General features: G+C 62.3%; 21 protein-coding genes. 12 read left to right on the top strand and 9 right to left on the bottom strand.

Annotated features, from left to right (window positions below; all coding sequences use genetic code 11):
- Positions 1-67 precede the first annotated feature (67 nt).
- From INHI_RS0120035 to INHI_RS0120020, 4 genes are all read right to left on the bottom strand, one after another.
- Positions 68-847, bottom strand: a complete 780-nt coding sequence (locus INHI_RS0120035) for a class II glutamine amidotransferase (RefSeq protein ID WP_027248717.1) — start codon at positions 845-847, stop codon at positions 68-70.
- Complete coding sequence (locus INHI_RS0120030) at positions 847-2316, bottom strand: aminotransferase class V-fold PLP-dependent enzyme (RefSeq protein WP_027248716.1); 1470 nt, start codon at positions 2314-2316, stop codon at positions 847-849. The genes INHI_RS0120035 and INHI_RS0120030 overlap by 1 nt, the downstream gene beginning before the upstream one ends.
- Positions 2317-2524: 208 nt before the next feature.
- On the bottom strand, positions 2525-3847 hold the full coding sequence (locus INHI_RS0120025) for an aspartate aminotransferase family protein (RefSeq protein WP_027248715.1): 1323 nt from the start codon (positions 3845-3847) through the stop codon (positions 2525-2527).
- Complete coding sequence (locus tag INHI_RS0120020) at positions 3844-4650, bottom strand: 3-keto-5-aminohexanoate cleavage protein (RefSeq protein WP_027248714.1); 807 nt, start codon at positions 4648-4650, stop codon at positions 3844-3846. Before INHI_RS0120020 ends, INHI_RS0120025 begins: the two co-directional genes overlap by 4 nt.
- Positions 4651-4892: 242 nt before the next feature.
- On the opposite strand from INHI_RS0120020, the gene INHI_RS0120015 reads away from it, so the two are divergent.
- Positions 4893-6290, top strand: a complete 1398-nt coding sequence (locus INHI_RS0120015) for an aminotransferase family protein (protein WP_027248713.1) — start codon at positions 4893-4895, stop codon at positions 6288-6290.
- 81 nt (positions 6291-6371) lie between these two features.
- Here INHI_RS0120015 and INHI_RS0120010 read toward each other — a convergent pair whose 3' ends face one another.
- The 3 genes from INHI_RS0120010 to INHI_RS0120000 all read right to left on the bottom strand — a co-directional run bounded on the left by INHI_RS0120010 (position 6372) and on the right by INHI_RS0120000 (position 8727).
- Positions 6372-7127, bottom strand: coding sequence for an SDR family oxidoreductase (locus INHI_RS0120010; RefSeq protein ID WP_027248712.1), 756 nt, complete (start codon positions 7125-7127; stop codon positions 6372-6374).
- Positions 7128-7388: 261 nt separating this feature from the next.
- Positions 7389-8417, bottom strand: a complete 1029-nt coding sequence (locus INHI_RS0120005; RefSeq protein WP_027248711.1) for a permease — start codon at positions 8415-8417, stop codon at positions 7389-7391.
- Positions 8410-8727 (bottom strand): ArsR/SmtB family transcription factor, encoded by a 318-nt coding sequence (locus tag INHI_RS0120000; protein WP_014875764.1) that lies wholly within the window; start codon positions 8725-8727, stop codon positions 8410-8412. Before INHI_RS0120000 ends, INHI_RS0120005 begins: the two co-directional genes overlap by 8 nt.
- A 250-nt stretch (positions 8728-8977) precedes the next feature.
- Here INHI_RS0120000 and pdxR point away from each other — a divergent pair, with 250 nt between their 5' ends.
- The 4 genes from pdxR to INHI_RS0119980 all read left to right on the top strand — a co-directional run bounded on the left by pdxR (position 8978) and on the right by INHI_RS0119980 (position 14331).
- Entirely contained in the window at positions 8978-10453 is a 1476-nt protein-coding gene (gene pdxR, locus INHI_RS0119995; protein WP_027248710.1) for a MocR-like pyridoxine biosynthesis transcription factor PdxR, read from the top strand.
- A 193-nt stretch (positions 10454-10646) separates the two neighbouring features.
- The gene (xsc, locus tag INHI_RS0119990; protein ID WP_014881051.1) at positions 10647-12422 is read left to right on the top strand and encodes a sulfoacetaldehyde acetyltransferase; all 1776 of its coding nucleotides are present in this window, start codon (positions 10647-10649) and stop codon (positions 12420-12422) included.
- 5 nt (positions 12423-12427) lie between these two features.
- Entirely contained in the window at positions 12428-13174 is a 747-nt protein-coding gene (locus INHI_RS0119985) for a TSUP family transporter (RefSeq protein ID WP_027248709.1), read from the top strand.
- Positions 13171-14331, top strand: a complete 1161-nt coding sequence (locus INHI_RS0119980) for an acetate/propionate family kinase (protein WP_027248708.1) — start codon at positions 13171-13173, stop codon at positions 14329-14331. Before INHI_RS0119985 ends, INHI_RS0119980 begins: the two co-directional genes overlap by 4 nt.
- Before the next feature lie 37 nt (positions 14332-14368).
- On the opposite strand, the gene INHI_RS20640 is transcribed toward INHI_RS0119980, so the two are convergent.
- A complete protein-coding gene (locus INHI_RS20640; RefSeq protein WP_036767203.1) occupies positions 14369-15220 on the bottom strand; it encodes a phosphate acyltransferase in 852 nt (283 codons plus the stop codon).
- A 32-nt stretch (positions 15221-15252) separates the two neighbouring features.
- Between INHI_RS20640 and INHI_RS0119960 the strand changes: the two genes are divergently transcribed.
- From INHI_RS0119960 to INHI_RS0119930, 7 genes are all read left to right on the top strand, one after another.
- Positions 15253-16386 (top strand): citrate synthase, encoded by a 1134-nt coding sequence (locus tag INHI_RS0119960; RefSeq protein WP_027248705.1) that lies wholly within the window; start codon positions 15253-15255, stop codon positions 16384-16386.
- 76 nt (positions 16387-16462) lie between these two features.
- Positions 16463-19303 (top strand): molybdopterin oxidoreductase family protein, encoded by a 2841-nt coding sequence (locus INHI_RS0119955; RefSeq protein ID WP_027248704.1) that lies wholly within the window; start codon positions 16463-16465, stop codon positions 19301-19303.
- 41 nt (positions 19304-19344) lie between these two features.
- Positions 19345-19866: a DUF6882 domain-containing protein gene (locus tag INHI_RS0119950; RefSeq protein ID WP_044041642.1), complete on the top strand. Its 522-nt coding sequence runs from the start codon at positions 19345-19347 to the stop codon at positions 19864-19866.
- Positions 19863-20657 carry a 4Fe-4S dicluster domain-containing protein gene (locus INHI_RS0119945; protein WP_027248702.1) on the top strand — a complete coding sequence of 265 codons (795 nt, stop codon included), beginning with the start codon at positions 19863-19865 and terminating at the stop codon, positions 20655-20657. Before INHI_RS0119950 ends, INHI_RS0119945 begins: the two co-directional genes overlap by 4 nt.
- Positions 20657-21544 (top strand): dimethyl sulfoxide reductase anchor subunit family protein, encoded by an 888-nt coding sequence (locus tag INHI_RS0119940; protein WP_027248701.1) that lies wholly within the window; start codon positions 20657-20659, stop codon positions 21542-21544. The genes INHI_RS0119945 and INHI_RS0119940 overlap by 1 nt, the downstream gene beginning before the upstream one ends.
- Positions 21545-21691: 147 nt before the next feature.
- Positions 21692-22162 (top strand): carboxymuconolactone decarboxylase family protein, encoded by a 471-nt coding sequence (locus INHI_RS0119935; RefSeq protein WP_027248700.1) that lies wholly within the window; start codon positions 21692-21694, stop codon positions 22160-22162.
- On the top strand, positions 22159-23040 hold the full coding sequence (locus INHI_RS0119930) for a sigma-70 family RNA polymerase sigma factor (protein ID WP_027248699.1): 882 nt from the start codon (positions 22159-22161) through the stop codon (positions 23038-23040). Before INHI_RS0119935 ends, INHI_RS0119930 begins: the two co-directional genes overlap by 4 nt.
- A 370-nt stretch (positions 23041-23410) precedes the next feature.
- Here the strand turns inward: INHI_RS0119930 and dapA are convergent, their stop codons facing one another.
- A complete protein-coding gene (gene dapA / locus INHI_RS0119925; protein WP_014875776.1) occupies positions 23411-24283 on the bottom strand; it encodes a 4-hydroxy-tetrahydrodipicolinate synthase in 873 nt (290 codons plus the stop codon).
- Positions 24284-24315: the final 32 nt, after the last annotated feature.

Raw genomic sequence — 24315 nt, 5'->3', positions numbered from 1 at the left:
AACCGCGCTTTGCTCTCCCAGCCCACCAACGCGCTGGCGCTGCTCTCCCGCCCGCGCCGGGGTTGGATCAGGCCGCCAAGGCCGTGGTGAATGGCAGGTCCATGACCTCGCCCCCCTCAACCACCAGTGCGCGGTTCGGCTGCACCTCAATCCAGCTGCCAGTATCACTGTCCAACGGTTCAGAGGTGACAATCACCCCTTCCTTGTAGACCCTATAATAGAGGCTCGGCGCGTGCCGGTCGGACGCATAGCGCGCCGCGTAAAGCCGGGTACCATCGGACCAGCAGGCGCCAAAGCGCATATGCGGCGTGGTGCCATGATCACGCGAGACGGCCTCAACCTGCTGTACGGCGGCAGCCACCGCCCCGATGGGGTCGGCATTCAGCCCCAGACCAAGGGCAATGAGGAATATCGCCTCGCTCTCCGTGCCGCCCAGACGATGATCGTAAAACGCATCGGGGATCATCGTGTCCAGCCGCTTGCGGAACATCATATGCCCGCCGGCCTGACCATTGTGCATAAAGCTCCACTTGCCGCTGGCAAAAGGGTGACAATTGTTGCGCGAAGTCGCGGTTCCGGTCGAGGCGCGCACATGGGCCAGGAACAGCCCGGTTTTGGTATGGCGCGAAATCTGCGCCAGATTGGGATCAGACCAGGCCGGGTGAGTATCCTTATACAGACAGGGTTCGGGCCGGTCCGAATACCAGGCCATACCAAACCCATCAGCATTGATCGGCGTCTTGCAGATCAGCGCGTTGCGGCATTGATGCACCAGCGAATGTTCCGGCACAAATACCAGATCCTCAAGGTAGCGCGGGGCCCCGTTCCAGGCGAGCAGACGGCACATTATGCCACCTTCGGCGCAAAGCGCGCAGTAGAGGTATCGACGTTGTAGCCCTCGCAGAACCGCTGCGGATCCTGTGCAAGGTCGCGCACCGCGTGGATGATTGCATCGGCTTTCTCATCGCTCAGCGTGGCGGAGAAATTGAGCCGCGTCCAGCCGGGCTTCTCGATCTCCTGCCCGTCCAAAATGGCCGCGCGCATAGCGCAGGACTGCCCCTGCCCGATATTCAGCAGCCGATGCGCATAAGGCCCCGCACAGGCGCAGCCGCCACGGGCCTGCACCCCGTAGTGATCCGACAGCATGCGGGTGAACAGTTGCTGGTGGATCGGCGCGCCGGTCTCGGGATCCTGCACCTGAAACGAGAAGATCGGCAGCTTCTGCCTTGCGTTCGGATTGCCGAGGATTTGCAGATTGGGCAGATCCTGCCAGGCCGCCAGCGCCCGCTGGCGCAGCTCTTCCTGCCGCCGGTCCATAAACGCCTGACCCATCGCCTCCTTCACCAGGAGGCACAGCGCGGCCCGGATATCACCCACAACATTGGGCGTGCCCGCCTCTTCCCGCGCGGCAAGATCATCCGCGTAATCATGCCGCCAGGGGGAGACAAATTTCACGGTGCCGCCACCGGGCAGCGTCGGGCGTGTGCTTGCCACCGCAGCCTTGCGCAGGATCATCACGCCAGACGCCCCCGGCCCGCCCAGGAACTTATGGGCTGAAAATACAATCGCGTCCTTCTCGGCATCGGTACCCGCAGACATATCCATCGGCAGATAGGGCCCACCACCGGCGTAATCCCAGACCACCCGCGCGCCGTACTGGCGCAGCAGACGGCTGACCGCATCGGTGTCGGTAACAATCCCTGTCACATTTGACGCCGCTGAAAACGCCCCCACGATCAGGCGGTCGCCGCCCGCCGCCCGCTGCAAGACCGCCTCCAGCTCCGCCATGTCCGGCCCGCCCTCGGCCGCTTCGGCAATCTCCACCACTTCGGCGCCGCTTTCGCGCCACGGCAGGATGTTGGAATGATGCTCATAAGGGCCAAGGATCACCAGAGGCGTCTGCCCCGCAGCCACCGCGCCGGAAACCCCCAGCAGATGCACCAGCCGGTTCAGGCCCGCCGTTGCACCCGATCCGGTAAACACCGTGGCAAAGCGATCATCCGCACCGCAGATCCGCGCAATTGTCTGCCGTGCTGCGCCACGCAGCCGGGTCATGAAGCTGCCGCAATAAGACGCCTCGGTGTGGCTGTTGGCATAGAACGGCAGCACCTCCGTCAGAACAAAGTCCTCAACCTGCCGCAGGGCGCGGCCAGAGGCGACATAATCGGCATAGATCATCGTCACCGGCCCATTCGGCCCTGGCAGTTCCGCCCCTTCACCAATGACACCGGCCCGCAGCCGGTCCAGACACTCAGCCCCGGCAAGTGACGCGCTGAAGCGATCAAGAAGGTCGGGAGTGGCGATATCTGTGGTCATTTGAACGGTCCTCTTGGTGTATTCCAACACACTACCAAGCAAGAGCGGAAAATATTCACTCATTTACTGCATAATTAAGTCAGTGCTTAAAGAAAATGACACCAAATACACATCCAAAACCGATCAAAATCCCATGCACCGGGCTGAATCCCCATGGCTTGATCGGCCAGTCCGCGAATCTCTTAAGACCGCCCCAGTACCAACTCGCTCAGGGCAGCACCTGATCCAAGGCAACCTCCAGCTTGTCTGTGATCTCGCCAATCTGATCCTCACTCAGGATAAAGGGCGGCGCGAGCAGGATATGATCACCGTTGCGCCCATCCCGCGTGCCCGCCATAGGGTAGCAGATCAACCCGGCCTCGAACGCGGCCTTTTTCAGCTTGCCCGCAATACCTAGGCCAGGATCAAAGGGCGTCTTGCTCTCCCGATCTGCCACCAGCTCGATCCCCCGGAACAACCCACGCCCGCGCAGATCGCCCACATGCGGATGCTGACCAAAGCGCGCAACCAGCGCCGCGTGCAACGTCTCGCCCATCTCCGCACTGCGCTGCACCAGCCCGCGATCCAGCAGCGCCCGCACCACTGCCAGCCCCGCCGCCGTTGCCACCGGGTGGCCGATATAGGTGTGGCCATGCTGGAAAAAACCGCTTCCGCCCTCAATGGCGTCATAGATCTGACGGCTGCACAGCATCGCGCCAATCGGCTGATAGCCAGCGCCCAGCCCCTTGGCGATACAGAGGATATCCGGCGCAACACCATCCGCCTCGCAGGCGAACAAATGACCAGTCCGCCCCATGCCACACATTACCTCATCCAGAATGAGCAACACGCCATATTGGTCGCAGATTTCGCGAATGCGTTTGAAATACCCCTCAACGGCCGGCACCGCGCCGGATGTCGCCCCCACCACAGGCTCCGCCATAAAGGCCATGACCGTTTCTGGCCCAAGCCGCAGGATCTCCGCCTCCAGCTCATTGGCGACGCGCTGACCATAGTCATAGCGGCTCTCGCCCTCGCCCCGATCAACATATTCATAGCAGGGCGCGATATGCGAAATATCGATCAGCAGCGGCGCAAACTGCTGGCGTCGCCATGCATTGCCGCCCGCTGCAAGTGCCCCCAGCGTATTGCCGTGATAGCTCTGCCTGCGCGCGATCACGTGACGGCGCGCGCTGTCGCCACGCTCCAGATGATACTGCCGCGCCAGCTTGATCGCGGCCTCCGTCGCCTCTGACCCGCCAGAGACGAAATAGACCCGGTCCAGATCCCCCGGCGCCTGTGAAATCAGCAGATCCGCCAGCGCTTCTGCGGGTTCCGACGTCATGAACCCGGTATGGGCAAAGGCCAGCTTGCCAACCTGCTCCTGTATGGCCGCAATCACCTCGGCATCGGAATGGCCCAGACAGGACACCGCCGCGCCGCCGGAGCCATCGAAATAGCGTTTGCCATTGGCATCAATCAGGTAGCAGCCGTCCCCTGCAACGGCGGTGGGCAGAACGGCCTTGGTGTGGCGGGGGAAAACATGGCTCATAACTGGGTTCCTTGATCACTAATTACAGACATCATGTGCGGGCGATGCCCCGCCGCGCGGGCCAATGCGACAAAAGCCGCGACAGAGGCCGCGTTGTCAGGATACGCTGATCCATCCGCAGCCTGGGTATTGTTTTCAAACCCGATCCGCAGCCGCCCGCCGGCCTCAAGCCCTGCCAGCAGGCAGGCGTGCTCTTCTTGGCCAAAGGCGCAGAGCCCCCAGTCCAGATCCAGATCCGCAGTTGCCGCCAGAAACGGGCGCAACTCCGACGGATGGGCCAGACGCGGCGGCGCGTAGCGTCCCAGAACGAATATCGCTGACCGCATCGCTGCGGGAATCCGCCCCGCAGCATAGCCCGCCCGCAGCAGGGCCACACAGTTCAGGTCATAAAGGATATGCTGCACCTCGGTCCGCGCCTCCGCACAGACCGCATAAGCCCGCGATGCCAATCGCCAATCCCGCGCCATCTCTCGGATAGACACAGAGGCCGCCGCCGGGCGCAGCGCCTCCAGACAGGCCAGCTGATCGGCCACGTCAAAAACCCCGGCACTCTCGGTGGTGATCTGGATCGCCATGCCCGGCGCGGCCTCGGCCACCGCCGCGATCGCCGCGCGGTAGCGTCCCGCATCCAGCGAATGCCCGCCGTCCCGGTCGCGCACATGCAGATGCAGCGCGTCCGCCCCGGCGCGCTGGCAGGTCGCCGCCGTCGCGGCAATCTCCGCCGTGCGCAACGGCAGCCCTGCATGATCCGACTGCCGCCGCCGCGCCCCATTGGGGGCCACCATCAGATGATATGTCGTCAACGCTTCGCTCCGCATGTGTTACTGCACCGATTTGGCGCATAACGACGCACGTTCTCAATCCGGCAAATCCAGAACAAATGTTTTTTACCGCAATCATCCGCCAGCTCCGCGTCTGGAGCTAAATTGCGCCGGCAACTGGACCTAGAGCAAAACGTAAATATAGCGTTTCGTAGATACAGGGCGAGTCTGACCAGACAATCCATGGCAGACCGCATTTTCGAACAACTTGGAAAGGGCATGTCATGGATGGCACGTTCAATGAAAACGACCTGAGCCGGGTCATCGCCGCAGACAAGGCCAACGTCTGGCATCACCTGATCCAGCACAAGCCTTTTGAAGAAAACGACCCCCGCATCATCGTCGAGGGCAAGGGCATGCGGGTTTGGGACCAGAACGGCAAGGAATGGCTCGATGCCGTTTCCGGCGGTGTCTGGACCGTCAACGTCGGCTATGGCCGCGAGGAAATCGCCAAGGCGGTCTATGACCAGCTGATGAAACTCTGCTATTTCGCCCAGTCGGCAGGGTCCATCCCCGGTGCGCTGTTCGCAGAGAAGCTGATTGAGAAGATGCCGGGCATGAGCCGGGTCTACTACAACAACTCCGGTTCTGAGGCGAATGAGAAAGCCTTCAAGATGGTGCGCCAGATCGCGCACAAGAAATACGACGGCAAGAAAACCAAGATCCTCTATCGCGACCGCGACTACCACGGCTCCACCCTCGCGGCGATGTCCGCAGGCGGTCAGGAAGAGCGCAACATGCAATACGGCCCCTTCGCGCCTGATTTCGTGAAGGTTCCCCACTGCATGGAATACCGCAAGCACGAGCTGGGTCTGGAGCATCTCTCCGGCAAGGAGTTCGGCATTGCAGCGGCCAACCAGATCGAAGAGATCATCCTGCGCGAAGGCCCCGACACCGTTGGCGCGCTCTGCCTTGAACCGGTGACCGCAGGTGGTGGTGTTATCGAGGCCCCCGAAGGCTACTGGCCGCGCGTGCAGGAGATCTGCAAACAGTATGACATCCTCTTGCACATCGACGAAGTGGTCTGTGGCGTTGGCCGCACCGGCACCTGGTTTGGCTATCAGCACTACGGTATCCAGCCCGATTTCGTGACCATGGCCAAAGGTGTGGCCTCCGGCTATGCGGCGATTGCCTGCCTCGTCACCACCGAAGCGGTCTTTGACATGTTCAAGGATGACGCCAGCGATCCGCTGAACTACTTCCGCGACATCTCCACCTTCGGCGGCTGTACCGCTGGCCCTGCGGCCGCGCTGGTCAATATGCAGATCATCGAGGATGAGAACCTGCTCGACAACTGCACCGCCATGGGCGCGCGGATGAAGGCCAACCTTGAGGCGCTGATGGAGAAACATCAGGTCATCGGCGATGTCCGCGGCAAGGGTCTGTTCCTCGGCGCCGAACTGGTCGCGGACCGCGAGACCAAGGAACCGGTGGACGAGAAACTGGCACAGGCGGTTGTGGCTGAATGTGGCAATCAGAACGTCATCATCGGTGTGACCAACCGCTCCATTCCGGGCAAGAACAACACCCTGTGCTTCAGCCCCGCACTGATCGTCACGCCAGAAGATGTGGACAAGATCACCGACGCGGTGGATGTGGCCCTGACCAAGGTCTTTGGCTGATACACTTCCCTGCTGGAGGAACGAATTGCGCCCCGGTATGTCCGGGGCGCTTTTTTGTTGAGACAGTTGGCCCGGTCGGATTCAGACAAGCCGTGCCGCGATTCCGCCATCCACCGCCACCGGACCGCCGGTCACGAAACTGGACCGGTCCGACAGAAGAAACAGCGCCGCCTGGGCGATTTCCACCGGAGCGGCCATTCGTTTCATCGGGTGCAGCCCGGCGATAAAACTGTGGGTGTCCGGATCATCACCGGCCATGGCGGTTTTGGTTCCCCCGGGCAGCAGCGCGTTTGCGCGGATACCCTCTGCAGCCAGATCGGAGGCCAGCGACTGAACTAGGCCGATCAACCCCGCCTTGGAGGCCGCATAGGCCCCCATGCCCGGCATGCCGCCATTGCTGAAACCGACGAAGGATCCGGTAAACACCAGCGCGCCACCGCCGCCTGCGCGCAGAGCCGGGATCTGCGCCTTGGCCGAGAAAAACGCGGCGGTCAGGTTTGCCGTGATGACGGCGTTCCAGTTGGCGGCATCCATCTGTTCAACCGGCCCTATATCGCCCATCATGCCCGCGTTGTTAAAGGCGCCGTCCAACCCGCCGAACTCCTCTGTCGCCAGGGCCACCAGGGCTTCTGAATAGGATTCCTCCGTAACATCCCCGGCCAGACAGGCTGCCCCTCCACCGCTCTGGTTGATCTTCCCGGTAAGGGTTTGCAGTTCAGCCTGCCGCCGTGCACCCAGCACGACGTTGGCCCCTTCTGCCGCAAACAATTGCGCGGCTGCGGCGCCAATTCCGCTGCTAGCACCGGTTATGATGAGTGTCTTGTCCTTAAGTTCCATGATCAAAGCCTCCATTGGTTGACGCCCTGAGCTAACCGCCTCACCGACATGCACTCGACCCGTTTCATGCGGTTGCAGCGGAGGCTCTTCCCTTTCCCGCAAGAAACGGATCGAGGAGGCCACCGGTCCCCAGCCAGCCAGAATCGCCGCCCCATACGCGCTGCGCCGCGCAGATGCGCGGCGCTTGGCCCAACGGGCGCAGGGTCATCTCTGATTGCCTTGCAACGGGCGGGAGCCAAGCCCCCGCTCATTGCGCATTTGTTAAACCATCTGAAACAGGATCCCAGACAGAATCGCGCCGGTGATCCCCAATGCCAGATAGGCGGCAAAGACCTGCGGTTTCACCAGTGACCAAACCGCCGCCATCGCCGGGATTGAACTGACCGCCCCGGCCACCATAAACGCCATGGCAGCCCCCGCGCTCATCCCCTGCTCCATCAGCCCCGCCAGAAAAGGCGGCGCCACATAGGAGTTGAGATAGGCAGGCATCCCCACCAGCGCCGCAGTGGCAATCGGCAGAATCCCCTCCCCACCAACCAAAGTGGCAATGAGATCCGCAGGCACATAGGACACCAACAGCGCCTCCAGCACATAGGCCAACGTCAACCATTTCACCAGAAACAGGCCATTGCTGATGAATTCCTGCCGAAACTGACTGCGCCGCGCAGGTTCCCGCCAAAAGGCCCAGACCGGCGCCTCGGCCTTGGGCGCTCCACAACCACAGCAGCCTGAGGTCGGCGCCTGCCTCAGCGGGCTGGCAAAGGCTCCAGCCCCCCGCAATGCCTTGATGACAAAGCCACCAAACAGCCCCAGCGCCACCGCCGCGACCGCCTTGGCAATCGCAAACGGCCAGCCGAGCGCCCCAGCCGTGATCAGCAGCGTCGGCGGGTCGATCAGGGGCGAGGCCAGCCAGAACGCCATCACCGCAGAAAGCGGCGCGCCCAGCGCCAGAAGCCCCGCAATGAACGGAATCACCTCGCAGGAACAAAACGGTGCCAGCCCGCCAAAGACCGCCGCGAGAAAGATCATCCGCACTTCGCGCCCTTCAAAGGCCCGCGCCACCATCACCTCGGCCCCCGTCGCCTTGAGGTAGGACAACAGCAGCACCGCAAACAGAATGTAACGCCCGGTGTGCAGCAACGCCGCCCCGGCGAACCGGATGACCTCTGCCAGATTGCCGGGATCCAGCACAGCCACCGCCAGCAGGATCGCCACACACAACGCCCATGGCGTTTTAATCCCCCGCGCAATCAGCGCCACGGGACGCAGGTTTTGTGTCAGCTCAGCCATCGTTCGCCACCTCCCGGACAGAGACATCATCCGCGCAGCACTCGCTGAGGATAAACTCCGCCATTTGCTTCAACTGGGCATAATCTGCCGTGTTATAGGTGCTGCGCCCTTCCTTGCGCTGCAGGATCAGCCCCGCGCTTGCCAGCAGTTTCAGATGATGGGCCAATGTGGACGGCGCAATGCCCGTGCGGGCCTGAATATCCTGCACCATCAACCCGCCTTCGCCCGCGCGCACCAGACAGCGCAACACCGCCAGCCGCGCCTCCGACCCCATCGCCGCAAATCCACCCGCCGCATGTTCCCATTCCATAACGCACCTCTTGGCCTCGTCCTGGCCTCAAATTATTCTATATAACTAGTTTTATAGTTTTAATGGCGAAATGCAAGATACCTCTGGTGCATGGGATCAAACGGCAAATGAGCATATTCGTCTTGCCACCCCGCTTGATAGGATGAAACCGGCCTGCGCCACCGGTCTCAAGCCAGTACACGGCACAGATTCCCACAAACTGGCACTAAGTCCAGATTGCACCCCATTTATGTCCAGCCTACAGTGATTCATGGCTATCTCTGTCGACACCTTCTTTCTCAACCCCGATGCGCAAGGCACTCTGCAGGCGCAGATCCAGGAAATGATTGCGGAGGGCATTCTCTCCGGGCGCCTGCGAGTGGGGGAGAAACTGCCCTCCTCGCGCAAGCTGGCCGCGCATCTGGGCATCAGTCGCATCACCGTGACGCTGGCCTATACAGAGCTGCTGGCCAATGATTACCTGATCTCCAAGGGGCGATCCGGGTATTATGTCTCCGAGAATGCCCCGGTGCCGCCCAGCTACGCGCCCTCACAGAAATCTGCGGATACGGTAGACTGGTCCTCGGCCATCGTCGGCAATTACTGCGGCGGCGATACCCCCCGCAAACCGCAGGACTGGCGCGATTACCGCTATCCCTTCATCTACGGGCAGGCGGATGCCTCGCTGTTTGATCATGCCAACTGGCGGCTCTGCGCGCTGCGGGCGTTGGGACAGAAGGATTTTGCCGCGCTCACCAATGATTACTTCGATCAGGACGATCCGCTCCTGGTGGAATATATCGCCCGCCACACCCTGCCCCGCCGCGGTATTTCTGCCCGGCCGGAGGAAATCCTGATCACGCTTGGCGCCCAGAACGCGCTCTGGCTGGTGACCCAGTTGCTGCTGGGACCGGGACGCAAGGCCGCGCTGGAGGATCCGACCTATTATACCCTGCGCGATCAGCTGGTCTATCGCGGCTGCGAGATCGACTGCCTGCCTGTAGATCATGACGGGCTGCCGCCTGACACCATCCGGGATGACACCGATGTCATCTTCACCACCCCCAGCCACCAAAGCCCGACCACGGCGACCATGCCCATGGCCCGGCGCAAGCAGCTTCTGGAACGCGCCCGCGAGATCGACGCGGTGATTGTCGAAGACGATTATGAGTTTGAAATGTCCTTCCTCGGCGCGCCCTCCCCCGCGCTGAAATCACTCGATGCGGATGGGCGGGTGGTCTATGTCGGCAGCTTTTCCAAATCGCTCTTTCCCGGCCTTCGCCTTGGCTATCTGGTGGGGTCCGAGCCCTTCATCCGGCAGGCCCGCGCCCTGCGCGCCAATGTGCTGCGCCATCCGCCCGGCCATGTGCAGCGCACCGTGGCCTATTTCCTGTCGCTGGGCCACTACGATGCCCAGATCCGCCGCATGGCCAAGGTACTGCACGATCGCCGCTGCGTGATCGAAGACGCGGTGACCCATCACGGGCTCAGCGTCGCGGGGGTTGGGGTCTACGGTGGCTCCTCCCTGTGGATGCGCGCCGATGAAGGTGTGGATACCGCCGCGGTCGCCCAGTCGCTGAAGGCAACGAGCGTCCTGATCGAACCCGGCGCGCCTTTCTTCGCGGCGGAACACCGCAAACAGAACTATTACCGCTTGGGGTACTCTTCGATCCCGTCCAACCGGATCGCGCCCGGGCTGGCCCTCATCGCAGAGGCCCTCCGCCCCAGCCGTGCAAAGGCTGGCTAGCCAGCCACAGCCGTGGTTCGCCCGCCTCACGGCCGCCTGCTTGACGCTGCACCGCAGCATTCAACACCCCGTCGCATACTGGTACTAAGCCGGGGCGGGAACTGGCCCTAACCCGGGTCTGCCGGGCGGAATACACCAGATTCATCCCGGCCTTTGTGCCGGCCCTTTTGGCGTCTCATCAGGAGAATACGCGATGAAAATGACCACCGAGGAAGCATTTGTAAAAACACTGCAAATGCATGGCATCCAACATGCGTTTGGCATTATCGGCTCGGCCATGATGCCGATTTCCGACATCTTTCCCGAAGCGGGGATCACCTTCTGGGACTGCGCCCATGAAGGCTCCGGCGGCATGATGGCCGATGGTTACACCCGCGCCACCGGCAAGATGTCGATGATGATCGCGCAGAACGGCCCCGGCATCACCAACTTCGTCACCGCCGTGAAAACCGCCTATTGGAACCACACCCCGCTGCTGCTGGTCACCCCGCAAGCCGCAAACAAGACCATTGGTCAGGGCGGTTTCCAGGAAATGGAACAGATGCGCATGTTCGCCGACTGCGTGGCCTATCAGGAAGAGGTCCGCGACCCCTCCCGCGTCGCCGAGGTTCTGAACCGTGTGATCATGAACGCCAAACGTGCGTCAGCCCCGGCGCAGCTGAACATCCCCCGCGATATGTGGACCCAGGTCATCGACATCGAGCTGCCCGCCATCGTCGAATTCGAACGCCCCTCCGGTGGCGAAACCGCCGTCAGTGACGCGGCAAAGCTGCTGTCTGAAGCCAAGAACCCCGTGATCCTGAACGGCGCTGGTGTGGTTCTCTCCAAAGGCGGCATCGCAGCCTCTCAAGAACTGGCCGAACGTCTGGATGCCCCGGTCTGCGTGGGTTATCAGCACAATGACGCCTTTCCCGGCAACCACCCGCTGTTTGCAGGTCCGCTCGGCTACAACGGCTCCAAGGCCGGGATGGAGCTGATCAAGGACGCCGACGTCGTCCTCTGCCTCGGCACCCGTCTGAACCCGTTCTCCACCCTGCCGGGTTACGGCATGGAATACTGGCCGGCCAACGCCAAAATTATCCAGGTCGATATCAACCCCGATCGCATCGGCCTGACCAAGAAAGTCTCCGTCGGCATCATCGGCGACGCGGCCAAAGTGGCCTCCGGGATCCTCTCCCAGCTGAGCGACACCGCAGGCGATGCAGGCCGCGAGGAGCGCAAGAATCGCATCTCGGAAACCAAATCCCGCTGGGCGCAGCAGCTGACTGAAATGACCCACGAGGACGACGATCCGGGCACCACCTGGAACCAGCGCGCCCGTGCCGACAAACCCGAATGGATGAGCCCGCGCATGGCGTGGCGCGCCATCCAGCAGGCCCTCCCCCGTGAGGCGATCATCTCCTCTGACATCGGCAACAACTGCGCCATCGGCAACGCCTACCCCTCCTTTGACGAGGGGCGCAAATACCTCGCCCCCGGCCTCTTTGGTCCCTGTGGCTATGGTCTGCCCGCCATTGTCGGCGCGAAGATCGGCTGCCCGGATACCCCGGTTGTCGGCTTTTCTGGCGATGGTGCCTTCGGCATCGCCGTGACCGAGCTGACCGCGATTGGCCGCGGTGAATGGCCCGCGATCACCCATATCGTGTTCCGCAACTACCAGTGGGGCGCGGAGAAGCGGAACTCCACCCTGTGGTTCGATGACAACTTCGTCGGCACCGAACTGGACGAGCAGGTCTCTTATGCAGGCATCGCCAAGGCCTGTGGTCTCAACGGCGTTGTGGCCCGCACCATGGATGAGCTGACCTCGGCGCTGGCGCAGGCCATCGAGGATCAGAAAAACGGCAAAACCACCCTGATCGAAGCCATGATCAATCAGGAACTGGGCGAACCGTTCCGCCGTGACGCCATGAAGAAGCCGGTCCGCGTGGCAGGCATCGACAAGGCCGACATGCGCGAGCAGCAGGTCTGACGCAAATGCCCCTGCCTTTTGATCTCTCAATGGGCGCGGGCGCCTTTCTGGCCGCCGCATTGTTTGCGGCGGCCTTTATCCGCGGATACTCAGGCTTCGGGTTCTCCGCGATCTTCATCATTCTCGCCGCACTCGTCACCAATCCGCTGCCGCTGATCCCTGTGGTTTTTGCCTGCGAGATTGCGATGACCGCCTTTCAGGCGCGCGGCATCCGCCCCCATATCGATTGGCGCAGATCCTTCGCTCTGCTGGCAGGTGCCGCCGTTGCGACCCTGCCCGCCGTGGCCGTGATGGCCCGCCTTGGCCCGGATCAGGCGCGGCTGGTAATCTCGGTGCTGATCTTTGTGCTCAGCCTGCTCTTGCTCAGCGGCTGGAGCCTCGCGCGCCCCATCGGCACCGTCGGCCATGTCGCTGTGGGCATGGCTTCCGGCATGGCCAATAGCGCCGGCGTCGGCGGTCTGCCCGCTGCCGCCTTCATGACCGCGCAGCCGATCCCGCCTGCGGTGTTTCGCGCCACGATGATCGTGTTTCTCACCGGTATCGACCTGATGGCCCTGCCGGTGATGTCCGCCCATGGGCTGACCGGGCCGGACACGCTCTGGGGGGTTCTCCTTGCCTTTCCCATCCTCGGCGCAGGTGTCTGGGTCGGCTCTCGCGGCTTTGCGCTCGCCGCGCCGCATCTGTTTCGCCGCTATGTCGTCACCCTTCTGGCGGCTCTGGCCGCCCTCAATATCGCGAAGGTTGCGCTATGAGCCCCCGATCCGCCGACAATATCCTGATCCTCAATGCAGGCTCCTCCTCGATCAAATTCGCGATCTTCGATACGGATCTCAATCAGCGGCTCGCCGGTCTGGCCGAGGGGATCGGCACGCCGCAATCGCGCCTGCGCATCGCAGACACCAGCCGCGACAGCCAGTTCCCCACCCATGCCGAAGCGCTCGCCGCGATCCTCGCAGCGCTGCCCGACCACGGGCTTGACCCGACACAGCTGGCAGCCGTGGGTCACAGGGTCGTGCATGGCGGGCGCAAACTGACCAAGCCGGTGCGGATCACGCCCGAGATCCGGACCGAAATCGCCGACTGCACCCCGCTGGCCCCGCTGCACAACCCCCATAGCCTCGCCGCGATCGACACCATGGCCACCACTGCCCCCGATCTGCCGCAGTTTGCCAGCTTTGACACCTCGTTTCACGCCACCAACCCAGAGGTCGCAACCCGCTATGCGATCCCTCGCGTGGAAGAGACCAAGGGCATCCGCCGCTACGGGTTTCACGGGCTGTCCTACGCCTCGCTGGTGCGGCGCCTGCCGGAAATTTCCGGCGCCGCCCTGCCCTCGCGCCTGCTGGCGTTTCACCTCGGCAATGGCGCGTCGCTCTGTGCGATCCGCAATGGCCAGTCCGTTGCCACCACCATGGGCTATTCACCCCTGGATGGCCTGACCATGGGCACGCGGTCGGGCGGGATCGACGCCAATGCGGTGCTACGCCTGGTCGAGGACAACGGCCTCGACCGCACCAAGGCGATCCTCAACAACGAAAGCGGCCTGCTTGGCCTGTCGGGCGGCAAATCCGATATGCGCAACCTGATGCTCGACCCCAGCGCTGACAGCGCCTTTGCCATCGAACATTTCTGCTATTGGAGCCTGCGTCATGCAGGCAGTCTGATTGCCGCAATGGAGGGGCTGGATGCCATCGCCTTCACCGGCGGCATCGGCGAAAACGCGGTGGGTGTGCGCGCCCGCATCCTGCGCGGTCTGGAATGGATCGGCGCGCGCATGGATGTCGATGCCAACCACGCCCGCAAATCGCGCCTGCATGCGGGCAGCTCTAAGGTGGCGATCTGGGTGGTCGAGGCCGAGGAAGAGCGCCAGATCGCGATGGACGCCCAGACCCTGATGGGGACGCCATGATCGCCGCTCCCGTCCTCCTGTCCGGCCCGGCGTCAGATCAGATCTGCGCCACCGTCAACACCGTCGCCGCCACGATATCCTCGACCGAGGCACCTCGGCTCAGATCGCAAACCGGCTTGGCAAAGCCCTGCAGGAACGGCCCCAGCGCCTGCGCGCCGCCCAATTCCTGGCAGAGTTTGTACCCGATGTTGCCCGCATCCAGCGTCGGGAAGATCAGCACATTGGCCTCAACCGGAGCGATGCCTTTCTTCTCGGCAATCGCAGTGTTCAGCGCCGCATCTGCCTGCACCGGGCCTGCAAATCCGCTGGCCTCTGCCGCCGCGCGCACCAGTGCCACGCTGTCGCCATCGCCCGAGGTGCCGGTGGAAAACGATAGCATCGCAACCCGCGCAGACCCCAAGAGCGTCTCAGCCGAACGCGCAGAGGCCCGTGCAATATCAGCCAGTTGTGCTGCATCCGGCGCGACATTTACCGCGCAATCGGCAAACACCAATTCGCGCCCATCGGGAAACAGCATCAGAAAAAACGATGACGCGGTACTGACCCCTGCATCCAGCCCGATGCCGATGCTGGCCGCCTCAATCACCCGACGCGTGGGCACATCCGCGCCCGCCACCATCGCATCCGCCTCGCCTGCAGCCACCATTGCCGCCGCGCGGTACAAAGGTTTTGCGAGCATCCGCTTGGCGATACCTTCCTTCATGCCGCGCGCGGCCACCAGCACCTCCACATGCGCGTCAGACACCGGCGCCAAAGGCACCGCCTCAACCAGCCCCTCGCGGGTCAGCTGGTCCACCGCAGCCGCCACTCTGGGGTCGTCCATTTCGGGGAACACCACCCGCGCCCTACGGTTGCGGGCCAGCGCATATGCCTTTTCAAGTACAGTCATTTTGATCTCCCTTGCGGGGAAAGGAGCCAGCAATGAGCGATAACGTCAAGATCAACCGCGGCCTCAAGGGGATCTACTTCGAACGCTCCGGGGTTTCCGACATTGATGGCGCCAAGGGAGAGCTGAGCTATCGCGGCTGTTCGATCCACGATCTCGCCACCCACTCCACCTTTGAGGAAGTCTGCTACCTGCTGATCCACGGCGAGCTGCCGACCGCAGACCAACTCGCAGAGTTTGACGCCGCATTGAAAACCGCACGCGTACTGCCGTCGGCGGTGCTCGATATCATCCGCGCCACCAAGGATGGCCATCCGATGGACGTGCTGCGCACCGCCGTCTCGGCGCTTGCGGCACTGGAACCGAACAGCCAGCAGGTCGGCGAAGACGCTTTTGTCGCCAACGGGATCCGGCTGATTTCGCAGGTGCCGATCATCATCGCGGCCCATGACGCGATCCGAAATGGCCGCGAAGTTGTGGCCCCGGACATGGATCTCAGCCATGCGGGCAACTGGCTGTGGATGCTGAAGGGCGAGAAACCCACACCCGAGGCGACCCGGCTGGCGGATGTGGATTTCATCCTGCACGCCGAACATGGCGCCAATGCCTCCAGCTTTGCCGCGCGCGTCACCATCGGGACAGAGACCAATCTGCACGGCGGGATCGTCACCGCGCTCTCTACCCTTGCAGGTCCGGCCCATGGCGGCGCTGCCGAGGACGTGATGAAAATGGTGCATGAGATCGGCACCCCCGACAAAGCCGCCGCCTACGTGAAGGCCAAGCGCGCCGCCAAGGAGGCCGTCACCGGATTTGGCCACCGCGTCTACCGCAAGGAAGACCCCCGCGCGCGGCACATGCGCGACGGCGTGCGCCAGCTGGGCGCGGAAATGGGCGCGCCCGAATGGTACGAAATCCTGCAAGCCGTGGTTGAGGCGATGCAACCCTACGCGCGCCATGGTCTCAACGTGAATGTCGATTTCTACTCCGGCGTGATCTACCAATTGCATGGCATCGCGATGGATCTCTACGTGCCGATCTTTGCCATCGGGCGGATGCCCGGCTGGATCATCCAGTGCATCGAACAGCAGCGCGGCAATATCCTGATCCGCCCGCTGACCCTTTACAACGGGCCGGAACCCCGCGCCTATATTCCAATAAATACGCGCTGATCCGCCACGCTCCGCGCCACACCAAATAACGCCGCCCGGCCCATGCAGGCCCGGCGCATCATCAAACAGGGACACCATGGCACATACCCAGCCCCAGCTAGACACCTCGCCGCCCGTATCGGACGAGATCCGCCAGACCACCTGCTACATGTGCGCCTGCCGCTGCGGCATCAACGTCCACATGAAGACGGATGAGGATGGCCAGAAGAAAGTCGCCTATATCGAAGGCAACCGCGATCACCCGGTGAACAAGGGCGTGCTCTGCGCCAAAGGCTCCGCCGGGATCATGCAGCACAACGCGCCGTCACGTCTGCGCGCGCCGATGAAACGCGTCGGCCCGCGCGGCTCCGGCAAGTTTGAGGAAATCTCCTGGGATGAAGCGCTGGACATCGCCGCGGGCTGGCTGGAACCGATCCGCGAGGATAACCCGGAAAAGCTGGCGTTTTTCACCGGCCGCGATCAATCCCAAAGCTTCACCAGTTTCTGGGCGCAGAACTTTGGCACCTGCAACTATGCGGCCCATGGCGGTTTCTGCTCGGTCAATATGGCCACCGCCGGCATCTACACCATGGGCGGCGCGTTCTGGGAATTCGGCCAGCCCGACTGGGATCATACCAAGCTGTTCATGCTGTTCGGCGTCGCCGAGGATCACGACAGCAACCCGATCAAGATGGGCATCGGCAAGATCAAGGCGCGTGGCGCGCGGGTCATCGGGGTAAACCCAATCCGCTCTGGCTACAATGCTGTGGCTGACGATTGGGTCGGCATCACGCCGGGCACCGACGGGCTGTTCATCCTGGCGCTGGTGCATGTGCTGATGAAGGCCGGCAAGATCGACCTCGACTACCTCGGCCAGTTCACCAATGCGCCGGTGCTGGTCAATCAGGATCCGGACAGCCCCGACTATGGCCTGTTCCTGCGCGACGATCACGGCGCGCCGCTGGTCATCAACCGCACCACCGGCAAGCTGGCGCCTTTTGATATGCGCGGCGTGCGCCCCGATCTGGGCGGCTCGTTTGAACTCAATGGCATCACCCATGTGTCGGTGTTCCAGCTGATGGCCCAGCGCTATCTCAGCGATGACTACGCCCCCGAAGCCGTGGCTGAGCGTTGCGGCATCCCCGCCAAACGCATCCGTGCCATCGCCGCCGAACTGGCCCGCGTCGCCTTTGACGAGGCGTTTGAGCTGGATCAGGAATGGACCGATTTCCGCGGTGAAACCCATAAAACCATGAAAGGCCGGCCGGTCGCCATGCACTCCATGCGCGGCGTCTCGGCCCATGCCAACGGGTTCCAGACCTGCCGCGCGCTGCATGTGTTGCAGATCCTGCTGGGCACGGTGGAGGCCCCCGGCGGCTTCCGCTTCAAGCCGCCCTACCCCAAACCGGTAGAGGCGCATCCCGCGCCCCATTGCCGCGTCACCCCGAATAAACCGCTGGATGGCCCGCATCTGGGCTTTGTACACGGGCCGGAACATCTGGCGCTGAAAACCGACGGCAGCCCCGCCCGCATCGACAAGGCCTTTACCTGGGAAAACCCGATGTCCAGCCACGGGCTGATGCATATGGTGATCTCCAACGCCCATGCCGGCGATCCCTACAAGATCGACACGCTGTTCATGTATATGGCGAATATGTCGTGGAACTCCTCGATGAACACGCGCGGCGTGATGGAGATGCTGACCGACACCGATGACAACGGCGACTATGTGATCCCCCGGATCATTTATTCGGACGCCTATTCGTCGGAGATGGTGGCCTATGCCGATCTGATCCTGCCCGACACCACCTATCTGGAACGCCACGACTGCATCTCACTGCTGGACCGCCCCATCTGCGAAGCCGACGGCGCAGCGGATGCGATCCGCTGGCCTGTGGTCGAACCCGACCGCGATGTGCGGGGTTTCCAGACCGTGCTGGTGCAGCTTGCCAATAAGATGAAGCTGCCCGGCTTCACCCATGAAGACGGCACCGCCAAATGGCAGGACTATGCCGATTATATCGTGAACCATGAACGCAAGCCGGGCATCGGCCCGCTGGCTGGCTTTCGCGGTGAGAATGGCGACAAGGTTGGCCGGGGCGAGGTGAATCCCGAACAGCTGAACAAATACATCGAAAAGGGCGGTTTCTTTGTCGAACATATCCCGGCCGAGGCCAGCTATTTCAAACCCTGGAACATGGCCTATCAGGACTGGGCGGTGAATCTCGGTCTCTTTGACAGCCCACAGCCCTATCTGTTCCAGCTTTATGTGGAGCCCTTGCGCAAATTCCAGCTGGCCGCTGAAGGCCACGGTGAGCGCCAGCCGCCCGAGCACCTACGCGACCGCATCAAAGAGACGATGGACCCGCTGCCGATCTGGTATGAAACCGATCAGCAGGGCAACGACGGCTTCACCGTCAACGCCCTCACCCAGCGCCCCATGGCAATGTATCACTCCTGGGGCACGCAGAACGCCTGGCTGCGCCAGATCCACGGCCGCAATCCGCTTTATGTGCCGACCAAGCTGATGCGCGAAAACCACCTCAGCGATGGCGACTGGGCCAGGGTCACCTCCCCCCACGGTGAAATCACCGTGCCCGTGATGGAGATGGCGGCGCTCAATGAAAACACCGTCTGGACCTGGAACGCCATTGGCAAACGCAAGGGCGCCTGGGCACTGGAAGAAAACGCGCCGGAAGCCACCAAGGGCTTCCTGCTGAATCATCTGATACACGAGCTGCTGCCGCCGAAGGGCGACGGGCTTCGCTGGGCCAATTCCGACCCGATCACCGGTCAGGCCGCGTGGTTCGATCTGAAGGTAAAGATCGAAAAAGCCGCCGCGCCGCAGGATCTGGACGAAAGCCAACCTGCGGTAGAGCCTCAAACCTCACCGGTGGGCACCGGTCCCAAGGACCTGACATGGAAGGTGGGCAAATGATCTGGCCTTTCAAACGCACCCAAATACCAACGCAGCCCCCTATGTTTGAATTTGAGGTAACCTGCGAAAACTGCAACATCCGCCATGCTGTGACGGATCCAGATTTAGATGCGCAGATCCAACACGCCTGCGTGCAAATTGACGAGAAGATGACCCTCCTGAGACGCGACTTTGGCATCGGCAATGGCCAAGGCACCTGGGGGTACGACGAAGACGTTGGCCTTCTTGAGTTCCATTTCCCGGGCGGCGGCATCGTGGAAACACCGTTGTCCTACATCGGTAGTTGGTTCGCGCCCCGCGAGGAGTTTCTCTGGGCCTGGGGCAATCCGCATTTGGACACGATGCGCACAGAGGTTGCTTCACGTTGCTTTGACTTTGGTCAAGCCAACAACCATCAGGTTCTGATGTCCCAACCGGTTTGGTGCTCTTTGGACAATGCGTGGCACTTGGCGAAACTGGCGGGCAACCTCACCAAGGTCGAGGGGATTTATTCCGCGCTTGTCGACGATAATTTGCGATTTTTCTGGGCGATTACAGATCCGAAATGGAGGGTCCTGCAATGACCGAGCTTCCCACCAGGACCGACCGCAAGATGGGTCTGGTCATTGACCTTGATACCTGCGTCGGCTGCCATGCCTGTGTGATCTCCTGCAAGGGCTGGAACACCGAAAACTATGGCGCGCCGCTCAGCGATCAGAACGCCTATGGCGCTGATCCATCCGGCACCTTCCTCAACCGTGTGCACTCCTACGAGGTGCAGCCCTCCCCCTGTGCCAGCCAGCCCAACCCGGCGGCCCAACTGGTGCATTTCCCGAAATCCTGCCTGCACTGCGAAGACGCCCCCTGCGTCACCGTCTGCCCCACCGGCGCCAGCTACAAGCGGGTGGAAGACGGCATCGTTCTGGTGAACGAGGACAATTGCATCGGCTGTGGCCTATGTGCCTGGTCCTGCCCCTATGGCGCGCGCGAGCTGGATCTGGCCGAAGGTGTGATGAAGAAATGCACGCTCTGCGTCGACCGGATCTACAATGAGAACCTCGAAGAGGTGGACCGTGTGCCGTCTTGCGTGCGGACCTGCCCGGCAGGCGCGCGCCATTTTGGCGATCTGGGGGATCCTGACAGCGATGTCTCCAAACTGGTGGCCGCGCGCGCCGGCATGGATCTGATGCCGGAAATGGGCACCAAACCGGTGAACAAATACCTGCCGCCCCGCCCGAAGGACCAGATCGAGGACCAGATCGACATCCTCGCCCCGCTGCTGGCCCCCGTCGCCGAAGATCCCAAGGGGTTCCTTGGCTGGCTGGACAAGGCGCTTGATAAGCTTCCGGGACAAACGTCAGGAGGGGCAAGCTGATGCATCCGGCACCATCCGTTATCATCTTCACCACCCTCTCCGGTCTCGGTTTTGGTCTTCTGGCCTTTCTTGGCCTCGGCAAGCCCGAGGTCACCGGCTGGGTGGCCTTTGTGTTCTATGCCCTCGCCTTTGGCTTTGCGGTGGGCGGGCTACTGGCCTCCACCTTTCACCTCGGCCGACCGGAACGGGCCTGGCGCGCCTTCACCCAGTGGAAAACCAGCTGGCTCAGCCGTGAGGGCATCTGCGCGGTTGCAGCCCTCATCGTGATGGGGCTTTTTGCTTTTGGCGCGGTGTTTCTGGACACCCATTGGTGGGCGCTTGGCTGGCTGGGCGCGGCGCTGTCGCTGGCGACAGTCTTTACCACTTCGATGATCTACACCCAGCTGAAGACCATCCCGCGCTGGAACATGTCCCTGACGCCGGTGATGTTCCTGTCTTTCAGCCTTGCGGGCGGGTCGCTACTGGCCGGGGCTGAGGCGCTGGCACCCTGGCTTCTGGCCATCGCAGGCTCGGTGCAGCTGGCCTATTGGGCCAAGGGCGATCAGGCCTTTGCCACCTCTGGCACCAATATGGGCACCGCCACTGGCCTTGGCGATCGCGGCACCGTGCGCGCGTTTGAGCCGCCCCATACCGGCTCCAACTATCTGCTGCGCGAATTCGTGCATGTGGTCGGGCGCAAACATGCGCAGAAACTGCGGGTGATCGCCTTCGCCCTTGGCTTCGCGCTGCCTTTGATCTGCCTGATCCTGCCGGTTGAGGGGCTGATGCTCAAACACCTGTTCGCAGGCGTTGCCGTGCTCCTGCATATCGCCGGTATTGCCGTCTCGCGCTGGCTGTTCTTTGCACAGGCCGAACATGTGGTCGGGCTCTATTACGGCAAACGCTGATCACCACCAAAGACCACAATCAGGGCGCCCCAGCGGCGCCCTTTTCTCATTGAATGCACATCCTTTTTAAAAAAATCGCGCCGGTCATGTCACAAACCCGCCCGCTGCCTCGTCCTGTTTCTGAACCCATCAGAAAGGACCAAACCCATGACCCAACGTCTCGATTATTTCTCTGTCGCCGGTGATCTGTTCAAACCGATGCTGGAGCAGGAGAATCTGTTCAAGAACAGCACGCTGGAATTCAGTCTGGTGGAACTGGTGAAACTGCGCGCCTCCCAGATCAACGGCTGCGCCTTCTGCATTCATATGCACACCCATGAGATGCGCGCCCATGGCGAGAGCGAGGACCGGATGCATCTGCTGAACGCCTGGCGCGAATCTCCGCTCTACACGCCCCGCGAACGCGCCGCCCTGGCATGGTGCGAGGCGCTGACGCGGGTGGAGGCCACCGCCGCACCGGACGTCGATTATGACGCCATGGCAGACCTGTTTGAGCCACGCGAACAGGTGCTGCTGACGCTGCTGATTGGCGCCATCAACAGCTGGAACCGCATTGCAATCGGCTTTCGCAGCGCCCACCCTGTGAGCGAGAGCACAACAGGGGCCAACGCGGCGTGACAGCACAGACCAAAGACACAGGAACCGATGCGTTTCTGACAGCGCGGCCGCGATTGTTCGCGGCCGCCTACCGGATGCTGGGCAGCGTGACCGATGCCGAGGATATCCTGCAAGACGCCTATCTGCGCTGGCAATCCGCACCCAAGGGCGAGGTTCTGGACCCGACCGGGTATCTGATGCGGATCACCACGCGGCTGTGCCTTGATCAGCTGAAATCAGCCCGCAAACAGCGCGAGACCTATCCGGGGGAGTGGTTGCCGGAACCCGTGCTCACCGATGATGCGACCGATCAGTTGGACCATGACGTCTCGGTTGCGCTGCTCTTGGCGCTGGACGCGCTGTCGCCGCTGGAACGCGCGGCCTTTCTGTTGCATGACATCTTTGACAGCCCTTATGGCGATGTGGCCTCTGCGCTCAATCGCTCGCCGGAGGCCTGTCGCCAGCTCGCCACCCGCGCGCGCCGCAAGGTGCAGGCACTGCGACCGGATCCCCCCAGCCGCCCCGATCACGGCGACGCGCTGACCGAGGCGTTCTTTCGCGCGTCCAAAACCGGGGACATGACCGCCCTCACCCGGTTGCTGAGCAACGATGTGCAGCTGATTTCCGATGGCGGCGGCAAGGCGACTGCGGCGCTCAACCCGATATACGGACGCGAGAAGGTGATGCGGCTGCTGGCAGGGCTTGCCCGCAAAGGCCATCACACAGCGCCAGATCAATGGCGCCTGTGCCAGCTCAATGGCCTGCCCGCCATTCTGAGCCGGGGCGAGGACGGCATTCTGCAAGCCACCTCGCTGGAGATTCGCGACGGCCGGATTGCCCGCATCTATGTGACTCGCAACCCGGATAAGACACGGCATCTGACATCCGTGCTGGGGTGACCCGCCGTTGCCAATGCGGCGCGCGCCCTGCTTACCGTTGATACATCTGGCGGCACTATCCTGTTCCGGATCGCGATCACCTCCGGGATTTACGCCCCCGGACACCATGGAAACCGGCCCTGTTGGCAGTTATGCCCTCAGGGTTCGTGCAAAACAGTTTGGCACCGGGGCAGTGACGCGTCCCGCAACTTCCAGCCTTTCCCGGGATCTTTCCTCGGGGCGGCGCCGCCTTTTTCATTTTCGACGGATCTGGCCCTGGCGATGTGACCCTAAACCGTCAGTTAGAGACAGAAGACAGCCAAAACGAAACAGACCGGAACGCATAAGCGTCCCGGTCCGAAAAACCATGTCCATGGTCGGTGTGCTGCGCTTACAGCAGGCCCGCGTGCGCCATGGCCGCGTCGATTGCGGCCTTGGTGCTGTCTTCCAGACCCGTCAGCGGCAGGCGCACCTCTTCGCTGCACAAGCCCAGTTTCGACAGGCCATATTTTGCCCCAACCAGACCCGGCTCAATGAAAATCGCCTCATGCAGCGGCATCAGTTTGTCCTGATACTCCAGCGCCAATGCGTAATCACCGGCCAGCGTCGCCGCCTGGAATTCCGCGCAAAGCTTCGGCGCCACATTGGCCGTTACCGAAATACAGCCAACCCCGCCATGGGCGTTGAACCCCAGAGCAGTGGCATCCTCACCGGACAGCTGGATGAAATCCGCACCGCAGGACGCACGTTGCTGCGATACACGCGCGATATCGCCGGTTGCATCCTTCACGCCGATGATGCGTTCCAGCTTGGCCAGTTCGCCCATGGTGGCCGGGGTCATGTCGATGATCGAGCGACCGGGGATGTTGTAAATCACAATCGGAATATCGGCGCAGTTATGCAGCTCGGTGAAATGCGCGATCAACCCGCGCTGCGTGGGCTTGTTGTAGTACGGCGTCACCACCAGCGCGGCATCGGCGCCAACCTCGGCGGCGAATTGCACGAACCGCTTGCCCTCAACCGTGTTGTTGGAGCCCGCACCGGCAATCACCGGCACCCGGCCTGCCGCAATCTTCACCACCTCGGCAATCACGGTTTCATGCTCGTCATGGGTCAGCGTCGGGCTTTCGCCGGTGGTGCCCACCGGGACCAGCGCAGTAGAGCCCTGATCAATATGCCACTCGACCAAACGTTTGAGCGTATCCAGATCCAGCTCGCCGTTGGAAAACGGGGTGACGAGGGCTGGCATAGAGCCTTTGAACATGGGCACGCTCCCTTTGCTGTTCGTGCGGGCGC

Source organism: Phaeobacter inhibens DSM 16374 (assembly GCF_000473105.1).
GTDB lineage: Bacteria > Pseudomonadota > Alphaproteobacteria > Rhodobacterales > Rhodobacteraceae > Phaeobacter > Phaeobacter inhibens.
The sequence above is the reverse complement of the archived record's forward strand: the minus strand, read 5'-3'. Positions and strand labels throughout refer to the sequence as shown.

What these genes read in the sequence shown, in the direction of transcription:
- INHI_RS0120025 (WP_027248715.1), bottom strand. Translation starts at nt 3,847, where the DNA reads ATGAGCCATGTTTTCCCCCGCCACACCAAGGCCGTTCTGCCCACCGCC.
- dapA (WP_014875776.1), bottom strand. Translation starts at nt 24,283, where the DNA reads ATGTTCAAAGGCTCTATGCCAGCCCTCGTCACCCCGTTTTCCAACGGC.
- xsc (WP_014881051.1), top strand. Translation starts at nt 10,647, where the DNA reads ATGAAAATGACCACCGAGGAAGCATTTGTAAAAACACTGCAAATGCAT.
- INHI_RS0120030 (WP_027248716.1), bottom strand. Translation starts at nt 2,316, where the DNA reads ATGACCACAGATATCGCCACTCCCGACCTTCTTGATCGCTTCAGCGCG.
- INHI_RS0120000 (WP_014875764.1), bottom strand. Translation starts at nt 8,727, where the DNA reads ATGGAATGGGAACATGCGGCGGGTGGATTTGCGGCGATGGGGTCGGAG.
- INHI_RS0119985 (WP_027248709.1), top strand. Translation starts at nt 12,428, where the DNA reads ATGCCCCTGCCTTTTGATCTCTCAATGGGCGCGGGCGCCTTTCTGGCC.
- INHI_RS0119945 (WP_027248702.1), top strand. Translation starts at nt 19,863, where the DNA reads ATGACCGAGCTTCCCACCAGGACCGACCGCAAGATGGGTCTGGTCATT.
- INHI_RS0120010 (WP_027248712.1), bottom strand. Translation starts at nt 7,127, where the DNA reads ATGGAACTTAAGGACAAGACACTCATCATAACCGGTGCTAGCAGCGGA.
- INHI_RS0120035 (WP_027248717.1), bottom strand. Translation starts at nt 847, where the DNA reads ATGTGCCGTCTGCTCGCCTGGAACGGGGCCCCGCGCTACCTTGAGGAT.
- INHI_RS0119935 (WP_027248700.1), top strand. Translation starts at nt 21,692, where the DNA reads ATGACCCAACGTCTCGATTATTTCTCTGTCGCCGGTGATCTGTTCAAA.
- INHI_RS0119960 (WP_027248705.1), top strand. Translation starts at nt 15,253, where the DNA reads ATGAGCGATAACGTCAAGATCAACCGCGGCCTCAAGGGGATCTACTTC.
- INHI_RS0119950 (WP_044041642.1), top strand. Translation starts at nt 19,345, where the DNA reads ATGTTTGAATTTGAGGTAACCTGCGAAAACTGCAACATCCGCCATGCT.
- INHI_RS0119980 (WP_027248708.1), top strand. Translation starts at nt 13,171, where the DNA reads ATGAGCCCCCGATCCGCCGACAATATCCTGATCCTCAATGCAGGCTCC.
- INHI_RS0119940 (WP_027248701.1), top strand. Translation starts at nt 20,657, where the DNA reads ATGCATCCGGCACCATCCGTTATCATCTTCACCACCCTCTCCGGTCTC.
- INHI_RS0119955 (WP_027248704.1), top strand. Translation starts at nt 16,463, where the DNA reads ATGGCACATACCCAGCCCCAGCTAGACACCTCGCCGCCCGTATCGGAC.
- pdxR (WP_027248710.1), top strand. Translation starts at nt 8,978, where the DNA reads ATGGCTATCTCTGTCGACACCTTCTTTCTCAACCCCGATGCGCAAGGC.
- INHI_RS0120005 (WP_027248711.1), bottom strand. Translation starts at nt 8,417, where the DNA reads ATGGCTGAGCTGACACAAAACCTGCGTCCCGTGGCGCTGATTGCGCGG.
- INHI_RS0120015 (WP_027248713.1), top strand. Translation starts at nt 4,893, where the DNA reads ATGGATGGCACGTTCAATGAAAACGACCTGAGCCGGGTCATCGCCGCA.
- INHI_RS20640 (WP_036767203.1), bottom strand. Translation starts at nt 15,220, where the DNA reads ATGACTGTACTTGAAAAGGCATATGCGCTGGCCCGCAACCGTAGGGCG.